This is a genomic window from Citrobacter sp. C348, assembly GCF_047467975.1.
In the GTDB taxonomy this organism is placed as follows: domain Bacteria; phylum Pseudomonadota; class Gammaproteobacteria; order Enterobacterales; family Enterobacteriaceae; genus Citrobacter; species Citrobacter gillenii.
Genome location: NZ_JASJUJ010000007.1, coordinates 89,449 through 111,164, shown reverse-complemented (window position 1 = coordinate 111,164; position 21,716 = coordinate 89,449). Strand labels below are relative to the sequence as shown.

9 protein-coding genes are annotated in these 21,716 nt (G+C 56.6%); 5 read left to right on the top strand and 4 right to left on the bottom strand.

Going from position 1 to position 21,716, the window contains the following annotated elements:
• Position 1: 1 nt before the first annotated feature.
• Together QNN86_RS14465 and QNN86_RS14460 are read right to left on the bottom strand one after the other, a co-directional pair.
• A complete protein-coding gene (locus QNN86_RS14465; protein ID WP_414211391.1) occupies positions 2–9,643 on the bottom strand; it encodes a hemagglutinin repeat-containing protein in 9,642 nt (3,213 codons plus the stop codon).
• A 12-nt stretch (positions 9,644–9,655) separates the two neighbouring features.
• On the bottom strand, positions 9,656–11,275 hold the full coding sequence (locus tag QNN86_RS14460) for a ShlB/FhaC/HecB family hemolysin secretion/activation protein (protein WP_414211557.1): 1,620 nt from the start codon (positions 11,273–11,275) through the stop codon (positions 9,656–9,658).
• 343 nt (positions 11,276–11,618) lie between these two features.
• Here QNN86_RS14460 and QNN86_RS14455 point away from each other — a divergent pair, with 343 nt between their 5' ends.
• Positions 11,619–12,395: an MBL fold metallo-hydrolase gene (locus QNN86_RS14455; RefSeq protein WP_174360556.1), complete on the top strand. Its 777-nt coding sequence runs from the start codon at positions 11,619–11,621 to the stop codon at positions 12,393–12,395.
• Positions 12,396–12,413: 18 nt separating this feature from the next.
• Positions 12,414–13,367 carry a GlxA family transcriptional regulator gene (locus QNN86_RS14450; RefSeq protein ID WP_115259309.1) on the top strand — a complete coding sequence of 318 codons (954 nt, stop codon included), beginning with the start codon at positions 12,414–12,416 and terminating at the stop codon, positions 13,365–13,367.
• A gap of 6 nt (positions 13,368–13,373) precedes the next feature.
• Here QNN86_RS14450 and QNN86_RS14445 read toward each other — a convergent pair whose 3' ends face one another.
• Positions 13,374–13,970: a class I SAM-dependent DNA methyltransferase gene (locus tag QNN86_RS14445; RefSeq protein ID WP_414211388.1), complete on the bottom strand. Its 597-nt coding sequence runs from the start codon at positions 13,968–13,970 to the stop codon at positions 13,374–13,376.
• A gap of 174 nt (positions 13,971–14,144) precedes the next feature.
• On the opposite strand from QNN86_RS14445, the gene QNN86_RS14440 reads away from it, so the two are divergent.
• The 3 genes from QNN86_RS14440 (at position 14,145) to QNN86_RS14430 (ending at position 19,758) form a co-directional block, all read left to right on the top strand.
• Positions 14,145–15,215, top strand: a complete 1,071-nt coding sequence (locus QNN86_RS14440) for a LacI family DNA-binding transcriptional regulator (RefSeq protein ID WP_181517492.1) — start codon at positions 14,145–14,147, stop codon at positions 15,213–15,215.
• A gap of 154 nt (positions 15,216–15,369) precedes the next feature.
• Positions 15,370–18,447: a beta-galactosidase gene (locus QNN86_RS14435; RefSeq protein WP_414211386.1), complete on the top strand. Its 3,078-nt coding sequence runs from the start codon at positions 15,370–15,372 to the stop codon at positions 18,445–18,447.
• Between the two features lie 57 nt (positions 18,448–18,504).
• The gene (locus QNN86_RS14430) at positions 18,505–19,758 is read left to right on the top strand and encodes an MFS transporter (protein WP_414211384.1); all 1,254 of its coding nucleotides are present in this window, start codon (positions 18,505–18,507) and stop codon (positions 19,756–19,758) included.
• Between the two features lie 69 nt (positions 19,759–19,827).
• Here the strand turns inward: QNN86_RS14430 and prpE are convergent, their stop codons facing one another.
• Positions 19,828–21,714 carry a propionate--CoA ligase gene (gene prpE / locus QNN86_RS14425; protein WP_096758152.1) on the bottom strand — a complete coding sequence of 629 codons (1,887 nt, stop codon included), beginning with the start codon at positions 21,712–21,714 and terminating at the stop codon, positions 19,828–19,830.
• Positions 21,715–21,716: the final 2 nt, after the last annotated feature.

The window sequence follows — 21,716 nt, the reverse complement described above, 5'->3', positions numbered from 1 at the left end:
CTTACCTTCTTGGATCTAAGAAACCAGAAAACGAGCCATCAGAGTTATAGCGAATACCTTGACCACTTGGTAGACGATATTCCACGCCACCACGAGATAACTCTGTTCTGACAGTACCTGGATTACTCAATACATCACTAACAAACTTACTCGCAGATTCATTTTTTTGAGCCACATTTCCTTTTAAAGGTTCAAACGTTCCACCCTCTCTGCCAGCATGCTTTTCCCAGGCTCTTGCTGCAGCAGACATACCTTGCCCGTTAATTGGTTTATTTGCTGATGAAATAAGACTATCTTTCGCAGTGAGGCTGGCTTTACCATTTTTAGCAACTCCACCGCCGCCTTTCAGTAACTCTCCGTCAGCATCCTCAATCCCGATTTTCAGCATCGGGTTGATATCAAAGATATCAACTTTGTCTTTCTTACTCAGTGAGTTATTCTCAACCGCATTCTTCCCGGCCTGCGCGCCCGCTGCCGCAGACGACGTACTGTCTCCCGCCAGAGCGCCCGCCATTCCCGCGGACAGACTCGCCAGCATGCCGATGGTCTGCTTTTCCGCTTCGCTCAGCTCACTGACCTGCTTATCCGGGTACATCGCCTCCATTATCGCTTTCGCCGCCAGCTCACCCATGACAGCCCCTGCCGCTCCCGCCGCCGCGCTGTTTCCCTGCATCGCCGCTGCCGCGCCACCCAGTATCGCATGCGCTATCAGCGCCGCATCATCGCTTAATCCCGAATCATGACCAATAATATTCGCCAGGTACGGGGCCGATGCCCCCGCCAGCGCCGCGCCGGCATCTCCGCCCGCCAGCCCCTGAAGCGCTGCCGTCGCCGCCTGAATACCACGCTGAAAATCACTCCCTGTACCATATTCTGCCTGTGCATCACGCCAGGTCTGCGTCTCTTTCAGCTCTTCCGCCGTTTTATCCGGGTAAACCTTCTGCGCTTCCTCCAGCGCATTCAGCTCCCCCTGCGTCCGCGCGATATCCGCCGCCTGGCTGCCCATCTCCCCGATGAGGCTCACTTCCTGCAGCCGCTTCTGCTCTTTCTCTTTGTCAAAAATCGGGCTGATGCTGTCGTTCGCATGCTCCGTGTCACGGCTCAGACCCGCCACATCCTGCTGCTGATTCGCCGTGTCGCGAGCCGTTATCGTCCCTGCCGCTACCGCCGCCTGCGTCGTCCCGTCCGCATGACCGCTGTTGCCCCCGACCGTAACCATCCCGACCGGCATGTTGCCTTTGAACCCGCCGCCCGTGTCTCCACCGCCAGCGCTCACGCTGGCTCCCGCATGGCTGACCGTAAAGTCCGCTTCGTTATGAATATCCCTGAAACCCAGCGTCCCTGTGTCCAGACTGTTTTTATCCGCCGTCGCCGTCGAAGCGATTACCGCGCCGTCCAGCTGCGTGTGCCCGCCCACCGTCACGTCAAATCCGCCGTCGCCGGCAAACAGCCCCGTCTGCTCCTGTACCGAGGCGTAGTCGCTCTTCATCTGGTCCTGGCTGGCGCTGATATAGCCTGAGCCGGACATGCTGCCGTAGGTAAAGCTGCCCCCGGCCGCCGCGCTGCTCTGCTTCGACCGGTAGTCATTGCTGTCCTGGGCACTGCTCATCCACAGGTCGCCACCGATGTCAGCCACCACGCGGTCACCGCTGACCTGCGCCCCGTTCAGGATGGCGTCACGCCCGCTGACCAGCGAAACCGTACCGCCGCTGTCCAGCGTGGTCTCCGTCCACGCCGTGCCGTTGCCCTTTTCACTGCCTTTTGCGCCGTTGACGTTGGCGAAGACGCTGATGCCGTAACTGTCTGCGTTGACGCCGATACCGACGCCCACCCCGCCCCCGCTGCTGCTGTTTGTGCCCGTCGTCTGCTGGGTGTTTGCCGCACCGCTCAGCACAATATCGTTCGCCGCCACCAGCGTGGTGTCCCCGCCCGCCTTTATCTGGCTGCCGCCGATCAGGATGTCGCCGCTGTTGCCGCTTTGGCCGCTGCCCGTCGCGGCGATAATCAGGTTATTCCCGGCATTCAGGGTGCTGCCCGTCACGGTATCCGTCTGAGTATGCTGTTCAGATTTGGCGCTCTGCGACGTCAGCGAGACGCTGATACCCAGCCCGCTGTCCGCTTTGTCGCTGGCCCGGGCAACCGCTGCCGCCTGCACCGCCTGCGCGCCAGAAAGCACCGCTTTGGTGGCCTGCAGCGCCGCCAGACGGTCATCGCTCTCCCCCTTAGCATCCTGTGAGGTTTGCACCGCGCTGTTTACTGCGCTGCCTGCTGCACCTGACAGCGCCACCGTCAAGCCGCTGCTCTTCTGCTCAAACGTCTCATCGCGGGTACGTTTGTCATGGCCGGGCTCAATCACCACGCTGTCGCCGAGCACGGCAATATCTTTCTGTGCGATGATATCCGCACCGCCGATGTGCACCTGCTGACCGGCGGTAATGCTGACGTTGCCGCCGGTTGACCCGACCGTGCTGAAGCTCTCGCTCTGGGTGGTGCCCTGCTCGCGCAAATCATGCGTGGTTTTACTGCTGCCGATGGAAAAACCGATGCCGCCTGTTCCCATCACGCCACTTTTTTTCGTTTCTTTAAATCGCCATGCGGTGTCGGTATTGGTTGCGGCAATAATATCGACGTTGTTTCCGGCACCGAGCACCACATCGCCATCACCGACGACGGCTGAGCCCTGTACCAGAATGTTGTTCCCGGCAGCTACAGTCACATTGTCACCGCTCAGCAACGCGCCTTTTTCACGCGTGGCGCTGTCCTCCTCAATCGTGTGAGTGGTCTTTTTATTGAGGAATCCTTTTTTGGTTTTGGTGGTTTCTTCGTAGTGGTAGTCACTTTCCGTCGCCGTAATGAGATTCACATCCCGGCCCGCCGCTACGCCGATATCCCCCTGAGCAATCACATCGGTTGCCTGCGCATTCATATCGCGCCCGGCGATAATGACCGTGTCGCCACCGCTGGCAACTTCCGTTCCCTGCTGGCGCACGGACTCATTGATGATGGTTTTTTTCTTCGCGTGGTAACTGTCGCCTTCGGCCGTGGCCTCGGCCAGCAAATTGACATCGCGTCCGGCCTGCAGACCCACATCATTTTCCGCCGCCAGGCCAGCAGCGTGGGCGTTAATATCCTGACCCGCGATCAGGACCAGGTTATCGCCCGCAGAAATAGTGGTGCGATCCAGTCCAGAACGGTGCGATTCACTGCCCCCGTCGCGGCTGTTCTCGTGCGTGGTGGCCGCATTCAGGTTGAGATCGTTACCCGCAGTCAGCACCGCACTACCGCCAGCGTTCACGTCGCTTGCCGTCAGGTTGAGATTATTCCCGGCATTGATGCCAAGGTCCCCTCCTGCGCTGATGCTGCTTCCCTGCCAGCCTTGTGATGAACGGCTGGTCTCGTCAGTCCAGCGTCCGGCATGGCTCTGCGCATCGTTAATGTGATTCGCATTCACCGCAATATCTCCCGCGGCATTCATCTGCAGTGAATCGCCCGCCGAAAGCGTTGCGCCCGTGACGGTGATATTTTTGCCTGCCGATAGCGACAGCCCATCCAGTGCGGTAATCGACGCCATCGTGCCCAGCAGCGTATCTTTAAAACTCACATTGCCGTATTTATCCCACGCATTGATGTCAATCTGCTCCACCTGCGTCAGGTTATTAATGCTGCCGTCGAGACTTGCCAGTTGAACCGTTTTTCCGCTAATAGCGGCGCTGATGTTATTGATATCACCAATAGCGCTCAGGTCGAGGTTGCCCCCGGCCTGCATCAGGCCATTGTTGAGATTGTTAATGCTATTCTGGCTATCGAGGGTCAGGGTGTTATTCGCCAGCAGCGTACTGCCGGTGTTAGTGATAGTACCGCCTGCCAGCTGGACGTTATTTCCAGAGATGACGCTCCCGTTATTGACGGTGATATCCTTCGGCGACAGATAGAGCTTCGGTATCATCACCGTTTCACCGTTGACGGTCGCCGCTTCCCACCACAGCATGCTCTGCTCAAGAGAGGCAATTTGCTCCGCCGTCAGGGCCACGCCAAATTTCAGCCCCAGCGACTGCTGTGCGCTGGCGGCGCTGTCCATCAGATAACGCATCTGATCCAGATCGGAACCTATACCGTTGATATAACGGCTTCCTGTCTGATTCAGCATCGCATTACTGACGTAACGGGTATCGAACGCCGCGTCACCGAGAAAACGGTAATCGTATTCCGGATTCAGGTTGAGACGGTCCAGCATATACGCCGATCCGAGGAACTGATTTTGATCGGTATACGCACGGTTGGTTTCACGTGGGGCATCGCCAGGCGTAATCCCCAGCAGTACGTTCAACTCGGCAAACAGAGCCGGATCCAACTGACCCAGGCCGTTAAGCTTAGGATTAATGTTGATCAGGTACGGGCTTTGCGGATCGTCAGAGACAACAAAGTAGCCGTTTTGACCAAAAGGCAATGGATACGCGCTGGTATCCACCGCTTCCCCCTGATTAATCTGGCTGTTCTTATCGGTAGAGACGGTGTCCAGCGTTGCATCCGCGACATTCCCGGCATCCAGCGTGCCACCGTTAATCTGCTGCAGGGCATCTTGCAGTTGATCGTTCCACTGCGGCGAATTAACGCTAACCGCTTCACTATCTGCCAGTGTCTGCTTTTGCACCCCGGCGTCGATGGTCTGGTTGCTGAGAGTATTCAGCGCAGGTACGGCGATAGTGTTGCTAATTCCCCCAGTATTGGCAGTCGTAGTAGTATTGCTGATATCCTGTGCGAATCTCGCCGTAATATCGCCCCCTGCCTGTATAACGGCCCTGGCTGCAATTCCTTTTGATTCGACTTTTTCAGTGCCCGAAAGTGTGTAGATGAAGTAAACATCTTCAGCCTCAGGCACCCAATTTGAGTTAAAGCCAGCATATGTGAACTTATAGCTTCGGTATGTTTCGGTTATTTTGCTTTCATAACTTAGGTTATTTAATGTAGTTCCTGACATATCAATATTTCCGACAGCCAGAATGTTAGAAGCATTATTTATAACAGTATCGCCATATATAGAAAGATTCCTTCCTGCTGAAATACGGCTTGCGGTTCCATTCACATCAACAAGTTGCGTAGTTTTTTCATAAAGATAACGCAAGTCAGGAATATCATCAGACAGTAGATATAACTTCGGAGCAGGTCCGCTGTTGCCTCCGCCTACCAGTATTTCGTATTCGGGATGGCCTGCATCATTTCCCGTCAACGTGATGGTTGGACCCTCAGGAACTTGTTCATCAAAGGATTCTGTCTGAGTTGAATACGTTAAATTCTCCCTCTTATTTTCCAGAGTTCCGGTTTTAATCGTGATATCGCCGCTCTGCGTCTCGATGGTGCCGGAGGTGTTGATGACCTCGCGGTTGGCATTTCCCGCCGCATCTTTCTGCATCCACAGGCTGTTGCCCGCAAGAATATCGCCGCGCTGATTGGTGATAGAGTCGGCATACAGCGCCATGTTATTTGCCGCATACAGCAGCGCCGTGTTGATGATCGCCCCCGGTGTATTGAGCATGAGCGTTCCGCGCGTGCCGGTAAAACCGTCTACGGTAATAGTGTCGCGACTGGTGACCATGATGTCACCCCCACCCTGTACCGTTCCGGCGGCATTAAGCGCCACGTTGCTGCCGCTGAGGCTGCTCGTACCGCTGCCGGTGGTAATTTGCCCATTGTTGCTCAACTGCCCGCCCGCGGTCAGGTTTACCATCTGCCCCTGCATGACATTGCGGTTGTCGATGGCACCCTCGCTGTTAACAGTGAGCGTGTTGCCCGCAGCAAGCGTACTGTTGGCGGTGAACGCATTCACCAGTTTCAGCGTCAGATTACCCAGCGCAACCACCTGCCCGAAGGCGTCCAGAGATTGGCTATTGAGAGTCAAATCGCCACCGCTGAACAGTTTGCCAGCCGTATTCTGGCTCACCCGATCGGCATTAACGGTCAGTTGGGTCGTTCCTAACACCGTACCGTTATTGGTCAACTGCTGGTAATTGAGCGTCAGTTGTCCCGCCTGCGTCGTCCCCTGGTTAGTGAACTGACTGCCCGTCAGCGTTGCGCTGTCGGCAAGCCAGTTCCCGTTGTTGGTGGCCGTTGCCGCATTCAGAATGAGATTTGTCGCCTGTAGCCAGCCCGCGCCGGAATACTGCGGCGTGGTGAGTCTCAACTCGGCGCCGGAAAGCAGCTGCCCCTCATTCAGCGCTCGGGTTGTGGCGTTAAGACGCGTGTTGCCGCCGCCCTGAATCACGCCGTAGTTAAACAGTACGGGCGTGGCAATCGTCAGTCCCTGACGGCTGACAATTTCACCACCCGCCAGGTTCGTCAGGTCACCGCTCAGCGCCAGCGTGGCGTCATTATCCCCCTGCAGGCGTCCGCCATTGGTTAACGCTCCGGACGTTATATTTAGCGTCGTCCCCTGAATGCTGCCCGCGTTAGCCACCGATGCCGCATTGAGATCCAATGCGCCGCCGGTGAGCATGCTGCCCGACGCCTGTTGGCTGACCGCGCCATTCATGGCTAACGTCAGGCCATTGACCCCGCTGATTGCCCCGGCGTTATCCAGCGTTGTTCCGTTTAACGTCAAATAACTCGCCGCCCATTGCCCGTTATTCGTCAGGGATAGCGCCTGTAGCGTGGCATTGCCGAGGGCGGTGACTTTGCTGCCCTCGGCAGAAGTGAGATTTTTGACGAGCATAAGCTGTAGCGCGTCTGCGCTTTGGATTGCTCCGCTATTAATCAGCGACTGCGCATTGAGCAGAATCGACTGCCCCTGCCACGTTCCTGCGTTGGTCACATCACCGGACGTCACTTTCAGCATTCCCTGGGTTAGCAGCGACCCGCCCGCCGCATTCATCAGTTCCTGCTGCGGGGCTGCCACCGTCAGGCTTTGCAGACCAATCAATACGCCCTGGTTATGAATACGATCCTGGCTTAGCGTGAGGGTATTTCCCTGTACCACCCCAGTGTTTGTAAGCTGCTGACCATCAAGCGTAATGTCACTTTCACTGAGGATGTTTCCGGCATTATTCAACTGCTGTGCAGCTAACGACATGGCTCCCTGACTCATCAAGTCGCCCGGCAGGGCAAATCTGTTACTGATGTCAGCCGTCAGCGCACCAAGGCTGACCAACGAACCCGCGTGCTGCCAGTTATCAGACGTCACCGCGACCTGTTGTCCCTGTAACGTACCTTGCGTAATCATCGTACCGACATCAACGGTCAGCGCGCCGCCGCTCAGCGTCAGAGACGTCGTGCCCGTGCTAAGCGTATCGCCGCGTAAAGCCAGTCCGTTCGCGCCCTGCCACAAGCCATTGTTGCGCAGCGTCGTTGCCGCAAGCATGAGCGAATCCCCCACGATACGCCCGGCGCTGATCAGGTCGTTTGCGGTGAGCGAGAGTCCGCCGCCGCTTTGAATTTGTCCGACGTTGGTCAGTTGCCCGGTCAGTATCCCTTCCAGGCCACCTAACCCGTTGAGCACACCGCTGTTATTCAGCGCATCGGCTGCCAATGTAAGGGTATTCCCCTGCATCACCCCGGCGTGCTCTACCGTACCCGCGTTCACCGTCAGCGCATTACCGGTTAGCCATTGCCCCGTCGTCTCCGTCGTCAGAGCACCCGCAGAAATCAATGCGCTGTCATTCCCCTGAACCAGACCACCGTTCTGAACAGTGTTTCCGTCGAGAGTGATAGTATTCGCCACCAGCATGCCGCTATTTTCCAGCGTTTGCGCCGTAAGTTGCGCACTCTGGTGCGCGAGCAGACGCCCAGAATTATTTATCGCGTCGCGCAGTTGCAGCTCAAGCGTGTCGGCCTGAATGTCGCCAGCGTTAATCAACTGAAGACCACCAAGGCGCAGATCGCCATCGGTAGCAATAATCCCGTCGTTAGTCAGGTACGGAATGTCCAGCGCCAGAGCAGTAAGGCTGTAGATCGTACCGCCGTTCAGGTTTTGCAGATTATCGGTACGCAGATTCAACGCCGCGTTACCCTGCAGCAGGCCGCTGTTAGCAATATGCTGGCTGTCGAGACTGAGGTTGTCTGCCAACAGCGTGCCGTTTTGAGTGATTGTTTGCGCCACGTTCAGGTTCATCTGCGTGGCACTCGATTTTCCGTCATGGGTGAGGGTGTTTGCCGTCACGGTCAGGTCATTTTTCGCCGCGTGGGTGCCGTTCAGATTTACCATCTCGGCTTGCAGGGCGATATTCTTCCCACTTTGCACCTGAGCATCCGTGGCTGTAGAGATACGCTGGCCTTTAATCGTCAGCGTATCTGCCGCATTGAGCTGACCACTAAGATCAACATCACGCGTGGCGGCAATATCCAGCGATTTCCCCTGCATCACACCGCTGTTGGTCACGCTGCCACCCTGAATACGGGAAGCATCCCCCGCACTCCATTGGCCGCTGTTACTCAGCGAATCCGCCTTCACACTCAGCTGTTTTCCGGCAGTGACCGTTCCCTGCGTGGCAACATGATTGCGCCCGGTCAGCGAAACATTTCCAGCGGCATCTATTTGCGCCGCACGCTGCTGGGCTATATCGCCGGCCTTCAGCACAATATCCTGACCCGCAGTAAGCGCGCCGCCATTCTGCACCAGCGTTCCTTGCGCAGTAAGCTGCAGGTTTTTATCACTGACCAGGGCGCTATCAGTCAGGGCGATAGCACCCTGACTGGTGATGGATAAATTATCCCCCGCTTTATGATCGCCAGAAAGCGCAACCTCTTGCCCTTTCATGGAAACAGCCCCACTGGCCAGGCTGGACTTAACGGTTAATTTTCCATTTGCATCAAGCGTGATATCACCCTGACGGGCGTTCAGATTCCCGAGGTTGACCCCCAAACCTTTCTCGCTGGAAACCAGACGGATCCGGTTGGCATACATTCCGCCTAGCGCACCGGTATCTACCGCGATTTTCGGTACATCCCCTTCGCCTTGCAGTTGACTCACCTGCCCCTTCGCCGTTATGCGGTTAGCTCCGGCTATCACACTGAGATTTTTTGCATGCAGTGCCGCGTTGATTTCCGTGGCGCGGGCAATAATCGACACCGCATCGCTCTGGCTACCATCCAGCCCTTTGCCTTCGATGGTAATGCTGCCTTTGCTTACATCCAGCGACTGCAGATTACCGTTAGCATCTAACACCGGTTTACCGGTAGTCAGGGTGGCGTTAGGCGTGTTGATAAATCCGCACCCGTTACAGGTAATGCCATAAGGGTTGGCGACCATGACGTTGGCGGCTTTCCCTGCCACTTCGGTGTAACCCTGCAGTTGTGAACGACTATTCCCGGTAACTTCGTTGATGATCCCTGTCGCTTCTTTTCCTGAACGCAGGTTCGGGTTGTTCTGGATAATGCCGCCAAGCTGGGTCTGATTTAATTGCCCGGTGGCGTTGTTAAGAATCAGCCCCTCTTTTCCCACGTTGTAGTCGTTATATTTGTTGTGTGAAATCCCGGACGCGTTCGGCGTAGCGATGTTCACTACCGGAACACCGTTGGCCGCCTTATCCATTTGCGTATTGCCGACAGGGGTGATGGTGGCGGCAATGGCCGGAAACAGGGGCTGCGTGGCCAACAGGGCGCTCAATACCCCACTAAGAACACGCTGAGAGAAACGAATCTGATCCTTTGTCATTATCCTGCTTCCTTAAAATGCCACGGCCACGCGGTAATAAATATTGAGATGATCCGGTGCCAGCCAGTCCGGGTACTTCACCGGCGTTCCAACGGTAAACTGACTGGAGAACCAGCGCCCTGAACTGGTTAATCCCAGCGCAGCGCCCCACAACGTGCCGGAGGCTGAACTATCAAAGCCATCCTGTTTCAGCCAGCCTCCGTCGAATGCCGCCATCGCGCCAATCTGCCCAAATACCGGCAACGTAAAGAGCGAATAATTCACTTCGTTGCGCCAGTAGCCGCCGTTATCCCCGGAAATGTATTGTTCTTTAAAGCCACGAACTGACGTTTCACCGCCCAGCGTCAGGCGTTCGCTGCCGTAAAGGCGGTCCGGTGACCACTGAAAATAGACGCTGCTCAGCCACCACAGATTCTCTGTCAATGGGCGTTGAAAGCTGCCGCTAGCGCTCCATTTGCGAAATTCTGCCTTCGGGACATCACCCTGTTTATTATTGTCATTCTCTGCGCCAAACCACGGCACACCCTGGGTAAACGTGGGGTTAAGCGTGGCAACGCCGGAGGCGATTTTTTGCGTATGGTTGATACCCAGCGAAATACTGGAAAGCTTGCGGCTACTGGTTTCCAGCAGGACATCATTCAATTTGTTACGGTTAATTCGATGCGTCAGGCCCAGCGCTGCCGCGGTTTTGATATCACCATTGCGAAACAGCCCCCAGGTGCCGGTCAGACGATGGGTTTCGCTGTCGCCAGTTGAACGCCAGGCATAGCCATTGTTATCAATGGTGCTGAGGTAATTACTCCAGCTGTAGTTGTAATCAAATAGCCCGTAGCCGTAAGGAATGCTCACGCCCGCAGCAACGTTCTGCGCATCTTTACTGCTGGAAAAATCGCTGCTGCGCCCACCGCTGATAAACCATTTATCCGCCAGGCCGAACGGGTTATTGGCAAATAACGCCCCGCTCAGTTGCCCCGTTCCGGTACTCTTTTGCCCGCTGTTATCAAAACTGACTGAGCCAGTAAGCGGCGATTCAGGCGCAGCCGTCAGGTTTACTATCGAGAAGCCTTGTTGGCTGCCAGGTAAAATTTCTATTTCAACCGGCGTCTGGCGAACCCGGTTCAATTGCTCCATACCCTGTTCAATATCGCGCAGATTGAGAATCTTTCCTTCCAGCCCAGGAAAGGTCATTTTCAGCGTGCGTGACGGGACACCTTCGAGACGAATCTCCTGCAATTTTCCCTCAAGTACCGTAATGCGCAGCACACCGGAGGAGAGATCCTGCTCGGTTAAAAAAGCACGGCTGGTGATAAAACCGCGGCTGATGTACCAGTCAGAAATCGCGTTCGTCAGCGCCGTCAGGCGAGCGATGTCCAGACACTGATTTACCCACGGTGCGGTTAGTTTTCTGGCGGCTTTGGGTGATAACTGGCTTGCGCCCTCAATATCGATACGAGAGGTCGTAAAACAGGCCCCAGAGGGCGTGGCAGGAAGCGTTGCTTTTTCCGATTGAGGGAGGACAACGCTACGGCCTAACTCTTCGCGCTGACGCTGGGTCTCATCAAGTAATTGCTGCTGCTGTTGCTGAACTGAACTGCGATCGGCAGGTGATAAAGGCGCAGCGTGCCCCGTCATGGTCAATGACAGAGCCCACCCTGACAGTAAAAAAGTAATCCCGACGTCCCTGATCTTCACCCGCAGCCCCACTTTCCATAACCCATCATGGCTGTTAAAAAATGAGCAAACTAGGTTAAAAGGCACAAAATGTAAATAAATGACACAGTGATATTAAGTTTGTAACCGTTTTCCTATTGCTTTTTAGGAAAAGTGCCCGGCTTAAATATCAAGTTTTCACCTGGAGGGCTTTATTTTCCCAGCGATTGGCCCAATCCCATCGCTAGTCGCCCATTTGCCCACATTCATCTTCTGGACAACACTCCAGGATGACACCACTGACCCAACACGTGGAGCAAACACCATGAACATCACGCAAATCCGTAATGCCACACTGCACATCACCTTTGGCGGCAAGACCTTCCTCGTTGATCCAATGCTGGCCCCGAAAGGTGCGTATCCGGGTTTTGCCGGAACGGCGCGCGCAGAGATCCGCAATCCGACCGTGGAGCTGCCCGTTGACATCGACACCCTGCTTAACGTCGATGCGCTGATCGTCACCCATCTGCATGAAGATCACTGGGACGAGGTTGCCGCGCGCGTTGTGCCGAAAGACAAGCCGATCTACGTACAAAATGATCAGGATGCGCAGGTGCTGCGAGGACAGGGGTTCACCCAACTGAGCGTATTGACAGAAAATACCGCGCTGGGGGACATCACCCTGCGTAAAACCGGCGGCCAGCACGGGTCGGATCGCGCCTACGCCGTGCCGCAAATGGCAGAACGCCTGGGTGACGCCTGCGGAGTTATCTTCCAGCATGCAGCAGAAAAAACGCTGTATCTGGTTGGCGATACTATCTGGCGCGATGAGGTAGAGGCCAATATGCAGACCTTCCAGCCTGATGTCGTGGTACTGAACGCCGGTTTTGCCCACGTCATCGGCTTTGGGCCGATCATTATGGGCGCGGAAGATGTGCTAAAAACCCACTTTGTGCTGCCTGAAGCGCAGATTGTGGCGACCCATATGGAAGCCATTAACCACTGCCTGCTGACGCGCGCGGCGCTGAAAGAATATGCGTTCGACAACCAGATTGCGCAATTCGTCAACGTGCCGGAAGATGGGGAAACCCTGACCTTTTAATGCCAACAGAGGAATCGTATGCGCCCGCTTACCGTCGCCATTGTCGCCGTGGAAGATTTCAGCCCGTTTCATTTTTCGGTGCCGTGCATAATTTTCAGTGACAAAATGGCGGCGAAAAAGCGCTTTGAGGTGCAGATATGCGCCGAAAATCCCGGTATCGTCTCTTCGCAGGATGGCTTCTCCGTCACCGCCTCTCACGGTTATGAGGCGGTGACGGCAGCCGATATTGTGGTGGTCCCCTACTGGGGCACTACCGGGCATCGCCCGCCGCAGGGTCTGCTCAATGCCCTCAATTGCGCGCGGCAAAACGGCGCACAGATTGTCGGGCTGTGTCTGGGCGCGTTTGTCCTCGGCTACGCGGGCCTGTTAGACGGAAAGCGGGCCGCGACGCACTGGGAATTTGAGCAAGATTTTCAGACGCGCTTCCCGGCGGCGCGTCTGGATATCAACGCCCTGTACGTTGATGACGACGGTATTATTACCTCGGCAGGTACCGCCGCCGCACTGGATTGCTGCTTGTACGTCATTCGCCAGCACTTTGGCAGCACGGTAGCGAACCAGATTGCCCGACGGATGATTGTGCCACCGCACCGCGAAGGGGGACAGGCGCAGTTTATTGAGCAGCCGGTGGCGAAAAATACCCAGGATCAGCGCATTAACACCCTGCTCGATTATTTACGCCAGCACCTCCACGAGCAGCATAACCTCGACACGCTGGCGCAGCGGGTGATGATGAGCCGTCGCACCCTAACCCGCCATTTTATGAAGGCCACCGGGTCAAGCGTGGCCGAATGGCTTATTACCGAGCGCCTGCGACGCAGCCAGGAGCTGCTGGAGTCCAGTTCGTTACCCGTCGAACGTATTGCTGAACAGGTCGGTTTTCTCTCTCCGGTCACCTGGCGCCAGCATTTTAAAGCCCACTTCGGCGTCAGCCCGGCTGAATGGCGCAAGACCTTCCGCGGCGCAGCGTAAACAGGCTCAGCCTCTTTTTTGCGCCAGCCACACCGTATGCCCGGTGCACTGTGGGTCTTCCATGATCACGTCAATGACCTCAAAGCCGTGCGCGGACAACAATGCACGGTATTCGTCGGGCGCCAGGCTTGCATGAAACAGCGGCTCACCTTCAAATTGCCCCATTGCGATGCCGTTTCCGGTACCGCTGGTGAACATCAGCGCGCTGCCGGGATGACTGAGCTGGTCAAAGATCGGAAACATCCTGTGTTGGTCCTGCTGGGGTAAATGGAAAAAGCTGTCCCACGCAATCAGGCCATCAAGCGCGAGCTCACGCATATCCTGCTCCAGCCAGCACTGGTCGGGAAAAGATTGCCGGGCGCGCGCCAGCATCGCCGCGGAACCATCCACTCCTGTTAGGTGAAAACCTTGCCGGATAAAATACCCGGCAATCGGCTGACCATTCCCACAGCCGATATCCACAATACTGCCCTTCCCGCCCAGTACCGCGATGAACTTATCCAGCCACGGTTTCTCAAACAGCGTGCGTGAACGCTGGCTGGCAAAGGCATCAGCATGGCGTCGGTAGATAGACAGAATGTTCTGGGCCGCAGAGTCGCTCACGATTTCCTCACTGTTTTACTCGTTCTGCCATCATGTTAAGCATAAAGACGCCATGCCCGCTATCACGCGTCACTGGCCCTGGAATGCGCCTCGCAGAACCCAACCACAAATACGCCAAAACCCTACGTGCTGTGGCATGATAGCGCGTAGATAACGTAATGAAGGGTGATGAATGTGAAACCGGTAACGCTATACGATGTGGCAGACCATGCAGGTGTCTCTTACCAGACCGTCTCGCGCGTCGTGAATCAGGCCAGCCACGTTTCCGCCAAAACCCGTCAGAAAGTTGAGGCCGCGATGGCGGAGCTCAATTACATCCCCAACCGCGTTGCCCAGCAGTTGGCCGGTAAACAAACGCCATTGATTGGTGTGGCGACGGCGAACCTTGCCCTGCACGCGCCCTCGCAAATCGTTGCGGCTATAAAATCCCGCGCCGACCAGTCCGGGGCCAGCGTGGTGATCGCCATGGTCGAGCGTAGCGGCGTAGACGCCTGCAAAGCAGCGGTGCATAACCTGCTCTCCCAGCGGGTGACCGGGCTTATCATCAACTATCCGCTGGATGAAGACGACGCAATTGCCGTCGCCGCCGCCTGCGGTACGGTACCGGTGCTGTTTCTGGACGTCTCTGACCAGTCGCCGGTTAACAGCGTGATTTTCTCCCATGATGACGGCGCACGCCTCGGCGTTGAGCACCTGATCCAGCACGGGCATCAGCGTATCGCCCTGCTGGCCGGACCGCACAGCTCAGTCTCGGCGCGGTTACGGCATGCGGGCTGGCATAAGTATCTGGCGCACTATCAGCAGCAACCCGTCGCGGAACTGGAAGGCGACTGGAGCGCAATGTCCGGCTTTACACAAACCATGCAGATGCTGAACGACGGCGTCATCCCGACCGCCATGCTGGTTGCCAACGATCAAATGGCGCTGGGCGCGATGCGGGCCATCAGCGAGTCCGGCCTGCGGGTGGCGACCGATATCTCGGTGATTGGCTACGACGATACCGAAGACAGCTCCTGTTATATCCCGCCACTCACGACCATCAAGCAGGATTTTCCGACGCTCGGGCAAACCAGCGTCGATAAACTGCTGCAGCTTTCACAGGGGGGTGAGAGCCTCGGCAATCAACTCCTGCCGGTGACGCTGGTCGAGCGTAAAACGGTGCTGCCCCCGAACAGACAACAGGCAACGCCGCAGGCGCTGGCGGAGTCGCTGATGCAGCTGGCACGTCAGGTTTCTCGGCTGTAACGTCTCCACAGCGAGCGCTCACATCTGCTGTTACTGAGCTGAATTACTGTGAGTCAGCTCACTGATTACCCACCCCATCCTTTACAGGATAATCTCAATCCTCGTATGTTCAGTTAAATTGTGAGCGGATAACAAATTTACACAGGATACTGCCATGACCCTGAACACGGATTCACTCGCCGCCGTACTGGCACGTCGCGACTGGGAAAACCCCGGCGTCACTCAGCTTAATCGTCTTGAAGCGCACCCGCCGTTTTGCAGCTGGCGCTCTGCGCAGGACGCCCGTAACAACCACCATTCGGCACAGTTACAGTCGCTGAACGGTGAGTGGAAGTTTGCCTGGTTTGCCTCACCTGAAGCGGTGCCGGAAAGCTGGCTTGCGGGCGATTTGCCGCAGGCCGATAGCGTAACCGTACCGTCTAACTGGCAAATGGACGGTTACGACGCGCCGATCTACTCCAACATTACCTACCCGTTCCCGGTCAATCCGCCGCACGTTCCAACGGAGAATCCGACAGGATGTTACTCGCTCACATTCAAAGTGGATGCCGCGTGGCGACAGACGGGACAGACGCGCATTATTTTTGATGGCGTGAACTCAGCGTTTCATCTGTGGTGCAATGGCCGCTGGGTCGGCTACGGGCAGGACAGCCGCCTGCCGTCCGAGTTTGATCTCAGTGATTTCCTGAGCGACGGCGAAAACCGTCTGACGGTGATGGTGCTGCGCTGGAGCGACGGCAGCTATCTGGAAGATCAGGACATGTGGCGCATGAGCGGTATCTTCCGCGACGTCTCGCTGCTGCATAAGCCGGATACGCAGATCCGCGACCTGCGTATCCACACCCGTTTTAACGATGATTTCAGCCGCGCGGTGCTGGAAGCCGACGTCAGAATGGCGGGCAAGCTGCGCGATGATTTACGCGTGACGCTGCAACTGTGGCAAGGCGATACGCTGACCGGTGAAGCCACTTCGCCTTTTGGTAGTGAGATTATTGATGAGCGCGGCGCGTATGCCGATCGCACCACTCTGCGCCTGAACGTTGAACGTCCGGCGCTGTGGAGCGCTGAAACCCCGAATCTGTACCGCGCGGTAGTGCTGCTACATACCGCCTACGGCACGTTGATTGAAGCCGAAGCCTGCGACGTTGGCTTCCGCCAGGTCAGCATTGAAAACGGTCTGCTGTTGCTCAATGGGCAGCCGCTGCTGATCCGCGGCGCCAACCGTCATGAACATCACCCACAAAACGGTCAGGTGATGGATGAAGAAACGATGGTGCAGGACATCGTCCTGATGAAGCAAAACAACTTTAACGCCGTACGCTGCTCGCATTATCCAAATCATCCGTTGTGGTACACCCTGTGCGACCGCTACGGCCTGTACGTGGTGGATGAAGCCAATATCGAAACCCACGGCATGGTGCCGATGAACCGCCTGAGCGATGACCCCACCTGGCTTCCGGCGATGAGCCAGCGCGTGACGCGCATGGTGCAGCGCGACCGCAACCATCCGAGCATTATTATCTGGTCACTGGGCAACGAATCCGGGCACGGCGCAAATCACGACGCTCTCTACCGTTGGCTGAAATCCGAAGACCCGTCCCGCCCGGTACAGTACGAAGGCGGCGGGGCGGATACCGCTGCGACCGACATTATTTGCCCAATGTATGCCCGTGTTGACCAGGACCAACCCTTCCCTGCGGTACCGAAATGGTCTATCAAAAAATGGCTGTCGATACCCGGCGAGCAGCGCCCGCTGATCCTCTGCGAATACGCCCACGCGATGGGGAACAGTCTCGGGGGTTACGCCAAATACTGGCAGGCATTCCGTCAGTATCCGCGTCTGCAGGGTGGGTTTGTCTGGGATTGGGTCGATCAGTCGCTGACAAAATATGACGACAACGGCAACCCGTGGTCAGCCTACGGCGGCGATTTTGGCGACACGCCGAATGACCGTCAGTTCTGCATGGACGGGCTGGTATTTGCCGATCGCACGCCGCATCCGTCGCTGTATGAAGCCAAACACGCGCAGCAGTTTTTCCAGTTTACGCTGTTGCCGGGCGACGAACGCCAGATTGAAGTGCGCAGCGAATACCTGTTCCGCCGCAGCGATAACGAAATCCTGCACTGGTCTGTCGCCCAGGACGGCAATCTGCTGGCCACCGGCGAGGTCTCGCTGGATATCGCCCCGCAGGGTTGTCAGCGGGTTACCCTGCCGGACCTCCCCATGCCGGACACCGCCGGTCAGCTGTGGCTGACCGTGCGCGTGGAACAGCCTCAGGCCACCGCGTGGTCAGACGCCGGGCATATCAGCGCCTGGCAGCAATGGAAGCTGGAAGAGAAACTCAGCCTGACGCTCCCCCCACGCGCCAGCGCCGTGCCACAGCTCACCGTCAGTGACGATACATTCGCGGTGACCGTCAGCGATAAACGTTGGGAATTCTGCCGTCAATCAGGATTGCTGACGCAATACTGGCTGGGCGGCGACGCGCAACTGTTAAGCCCGCTCATTGACCAGTTCACCCGCGCGCCGCTGGATAACGACATTGGCGTCAGCGAAGTGACGCGCATCGACCCTAACGCCTGGGTCGAACGCTGGAAAGCCGCCGGCCATTATCGCGCAGAACCTCAGCGGGTGTTGTGCGAAGCCGAATCCCTGTCGGAAAGCGTGCTGATTACCACCGCGCACGCCTGGCTGTATCAGGGCGAAACGCTGTTTATCAGCCGCAAGTCCTACCGTATCGACGGCCATGGCAAGATGCATATCACGGTGGATGTCGATGTCGCCAACGGAACGCCGCACCCGGCACGTATCGGCCTCAGCTGCCAGCTGGCGCAGGTTGCCGAACGCGTAAACTGGTTAGGTCTCGGCCCGCATGAGAACTACCCGGATCGCCTGAGCGCGGCCTGTTTTGACCGTTGGGATCTGTCGCTGGATGAGATGTACACCCCTTACGTCTTCCCGAGCGAAAACGGCCTGCGCTGCGGTACGCGCGAGCTGCGCTACGGGGCACATCAGTGGTGTGGTGACTTCCAGTTCAACATCAGCCGCTACAGCCAAAAACAGTTAATGGAAACCAGCCATCGTCATCTGTTGCAGCCGGAGGCAGGAACCTGGCTCAATATTGACGGTTTCCATATGGGCGTCGGCGGGGATGATTCGTGGAGCCCTTCCGTTTCCCCGGAGTTTCTGCTGAGCGCAGGGCGTTATCACTACCAGGTTATCTGGGGCTAAACATAATAATAATGGGCAGGTTACAACCTGCCCTTATTTTGCCTGAGGAAGTCTATTATGTATTATTTAAAAAACACTAACTTCTGGATGTTCGGTTTTTTCTTCTTCTTTTACTTTTTTATTATGGGTGCTTATTTCCCCTTCTTCCCGATCTGGTTACACGATATCAACCATATCAGTAAAGGCGATACCGGCATTATCTTCGCCTGTATATCGCTGTTCTCGTTGCTGTTCCAACCGGTATTTGGTCTGCTGTCAGATAAACTCGGTCTGCGTAAGCATCTTCTGTGGATAATCACCGGCATGCTGGTGATGTTTGCCCCGTTCTTTATTTACGTGTTTGGGCCATTATTACAGTTTAATATTTTAATAGGTTCGATTGTCGGCGGCATCTACCTGGGCTTTATTTATAATGCCGGGGCACCAGCGATTGAAGCCTATATTGAGAAAGTCAGTCGCCGCAGCAATTTTGAATTTGGCCGGGCGAGGATGTTTGGCTGCGTGGGCTGGGCGTTATGCGCATCCATTGTCGGCATTATGTTCACCATCAACAATGAATTCGTCTTCTGGCTGGGTTCCGGCTGTGCGGTAGTTCTCGCCCTACTGCTGTTCTTCTCGCGCACCGATACCTCGTCATCAGCAGAGGTCGCTAATGCCGTCGGCGCAAACCACTCAGCCTTTAGCCTGAAGCTGGCGCTGGAATTATTTAAGCAGCCAAAGCTGTGGTTCCTGTCGCTGTACGTGGTTGGCGTGTCCTGTACCTACGATGTGTTTGACCAGCAGTTTGCCAATTTCTTTACTTCGTTCTTTGCCACCGGCGAACAGGGCACGCGGGTATTTGGTTACGTCACCACCATGGGGGAATTACTCAACGCCTCGATCATGTTCTTTGCGCCGTTGATCGTAAACCGTATTGGTGGGAAGAACGCCCTGCTGCTGGCCGGGGCGATTATGTCGGTGCGAATTATCGGCTCGTCGTTCGCCACCTCGGCGCTGGAAGTCATCATCCTCAAAACGCTGCATATGTTTGAAATCCCGTTCCTGATCGTCGGCTGTTTCAAATACATTACCAGCCAGTTTGAGGTACGGTTTTCTGCCACCATTTACCTCGTGTGCTTCTGTTTCTTCAAACAGCTGGCGATGATTTTTATGTCGGTGCTGGCGGGTAATATGTACGAAAGCATTGGCTTCCATGGCGCGTATCTGGTGCTGGGTATTATTGCGCTGACTTTTACGCTGATTTCGGTGTTCACACTGAGCGGGCCGGGGCCGTTGTCTCTGCTGCGTCGCCGGGAAAGCCCGGCGCTATAACGCGGGGTTTGCCAGAGGGTGTAATAACAAGCCCGGTAAGCATCGCGCTACCGGGCCGTTTAACGGGGATTATTCTTCGATTGCCTGGCGAATTTGCTGCAACGACGCGGGATCGTCGATGGTGGTCAGATCGCCGGGATCGCGGCCTTCACAGATCGCCTGGATCGTACGCCTTAGCATCTTGCCCGATCGCGTCTTCGGCAGTTGTGACACAAACCAGACATGTGCCGGACGGCCAAAGTTACCAATTTGGCTGTCCACCAGCGCCATAATCGCCTTCTCTTCTGAATGCGCAATGTCGCGGTCTTCCAGACTGTCACTCTGTTTAGGGATAACAAACGCCACCGCCACCTGCCCTTTCAGCGCATCTTTCACGCCGACCACCGCCACTTCCGCGACGTTCGGATAGCTGGAAATACTCTCCTCTATCTCACGGGTGCCCAGCCGGTGTCCGGCCACGTTTATCACATCATCGGTGCGGCCTAAGATGAAGTAATAGCCGTCTGCGTCGCGGATCCCCCAGTCGAAGGTGGCGTAAACCTGGCGGGAGAACAGCGACCAGTAGGTGTTCACAAACCGTTCGTCATCGCCCCAGATGGTCTGAATACAGCCCGGTGGCAGCGGCCCTTCAATCACCAGCATACCCTTTTCGTTCGCTTCGCAGGGTTCACCGGTCACTTCGTTGAGCAACTGCACGTTGTAGCCATACATCGGCACACCGGGGCTGCCCAGACGCGACGGCCTGTCGTCCACGCCACGGGCAATTGCCATAATCGGCCAACCGGATTCAGTCTGCCAGTAGTTGTCGATCACCGGCACGCCCAGTGTTTGGGTTACCCAACTCGCAGTGGGTTCATCCAGCGGCTCGCCCGCCAGATACAGCACCTCCAGCGAGGAGAGATCGTGATTGCGGATCTGCGCGGTCGGGAACTTCTTCAGCACGCGAATGGCGGTCGGCGCTGAGAACATTCTGCTGACCTGATATTTTTCGACAATCTTCCACCACACACCGCAGTCCGGGTACGTCGGCAGCCCTTCGTACACCACCGTCGCCATCCCCGCCAGCAGCGGGGCATAAACGATGTAGGAGTGTCCGACCACCCAGCCGATATCCGAGGCACAGAAGAACACGCCGCCCGCTTTGCCGCCAAAGATGGTCTCCATCGACGTCGCCAGCGCCACCGCATAGCCGCCAACGTCACGCTGCACGCCCTTCGGCTTGCCGGTCGTGCCGGAAGTGTAAAGTATGCAGGAGGTTTCGTTCGACTCCAGCCACACCACCGGCACGCGCGCCCCGAGATGCTGCTGACGCAGCGCGGCAAAATCGAGATCGCGCCCCTCGACCCGCGCCATTTTCGCCAGCCCACGATCGACCAGTACCACGTGGTGCGGCTGATGCTGCGCCTGGTCAATAGCCTCATCGAGCAGCTTTTTATACGGCAGGATCTTGCCCCCGCGCGCCCCGGCATCCGCCGACACGATGACCTTCGGTCGGGCATCGTCGATTCGCGCCGCCACGCTGTGCGAGGCGAAGCCGCCGAACACCACCGAGTGGATCGCGCCAATTCGTGCACAGGCCAGCAGCGTAATGTGTGCCTCGGCGATCATCGGCATGTACACCAATACCCGATCGCCGCGCTGCACGCCTAGCGACAGCAGCATCGCGGCCGTCACGTTGACTTCGTCATACAGCTGACGAAAGGTAAACGTGCGCTCTTCTTCGGTTTCCGAGGAAACCGCAATCAGCGCCAGCGCATCGGGCTGCTTCTCCAGCCAACGGTCAATGGCGTTATGGCACAGATTGGTCGTCCCACCGCAAAACCAGCGCGCAAACGGCGGATGGCTATGGTCCAGCACCTGAGTGAACGGCTGCTGCCAGTCAATACGCTGGGCCTGCTCGGCCCAGAATGACTCAGGTTGAGTGATAGATCGTTGATAAAACTCGCTAAAAGACATAA

Coding starts and splice junctions, on each gene's coding strand:
- QNN86_RS14465 (WP_414211391.1), bottom strand. CDS start 9,643: ATGACAAAGGATCAGATTCGTTTCTCTCAGCGTGTTCTTAGTGGGGTA.
- QNN86_RS14460 (WP_414211557.1), bottom strand. CDS start 11,275: ATGACGGGGCACGCTGCGCCTTTATCACCTGCCGATCGCAGTTCAGTT.
- QNN86_RS14455 (WP_174360556.1), top strand. CDS start 11,619: ATGAACATCACGCAAATCCGTAATGCCACACTGCACATCACCTTTGGC.
- QNN86_RS14450 (WP_115259309.1), top strand. CDS start 12,414: ATGCGCCCGCTTACCGTCGCCATTGTCGCCGTGGAAGATTTCAGCCCG.
- QNN86_RS14435 (WP_414211386.1), top strand. CDS start 15,370: ATGACCCTGAACACGGATTCACTCGCCGCCGTACTGGCACGTCGCGAC.
- QNN86_RS14430 (WP_414211384.1), top strand. CDS start 18,505: ATGTATTATTTAAAAAACACTAACTTCTGGATGTTCGGTTTTTTCTTC.
- prpE (WP_096758152.1), bottom strand. CDS start 21,714: ATGTCTTTTAGCGAGTTTTATCAACGATCTATCACTCAACCTGAGTCA.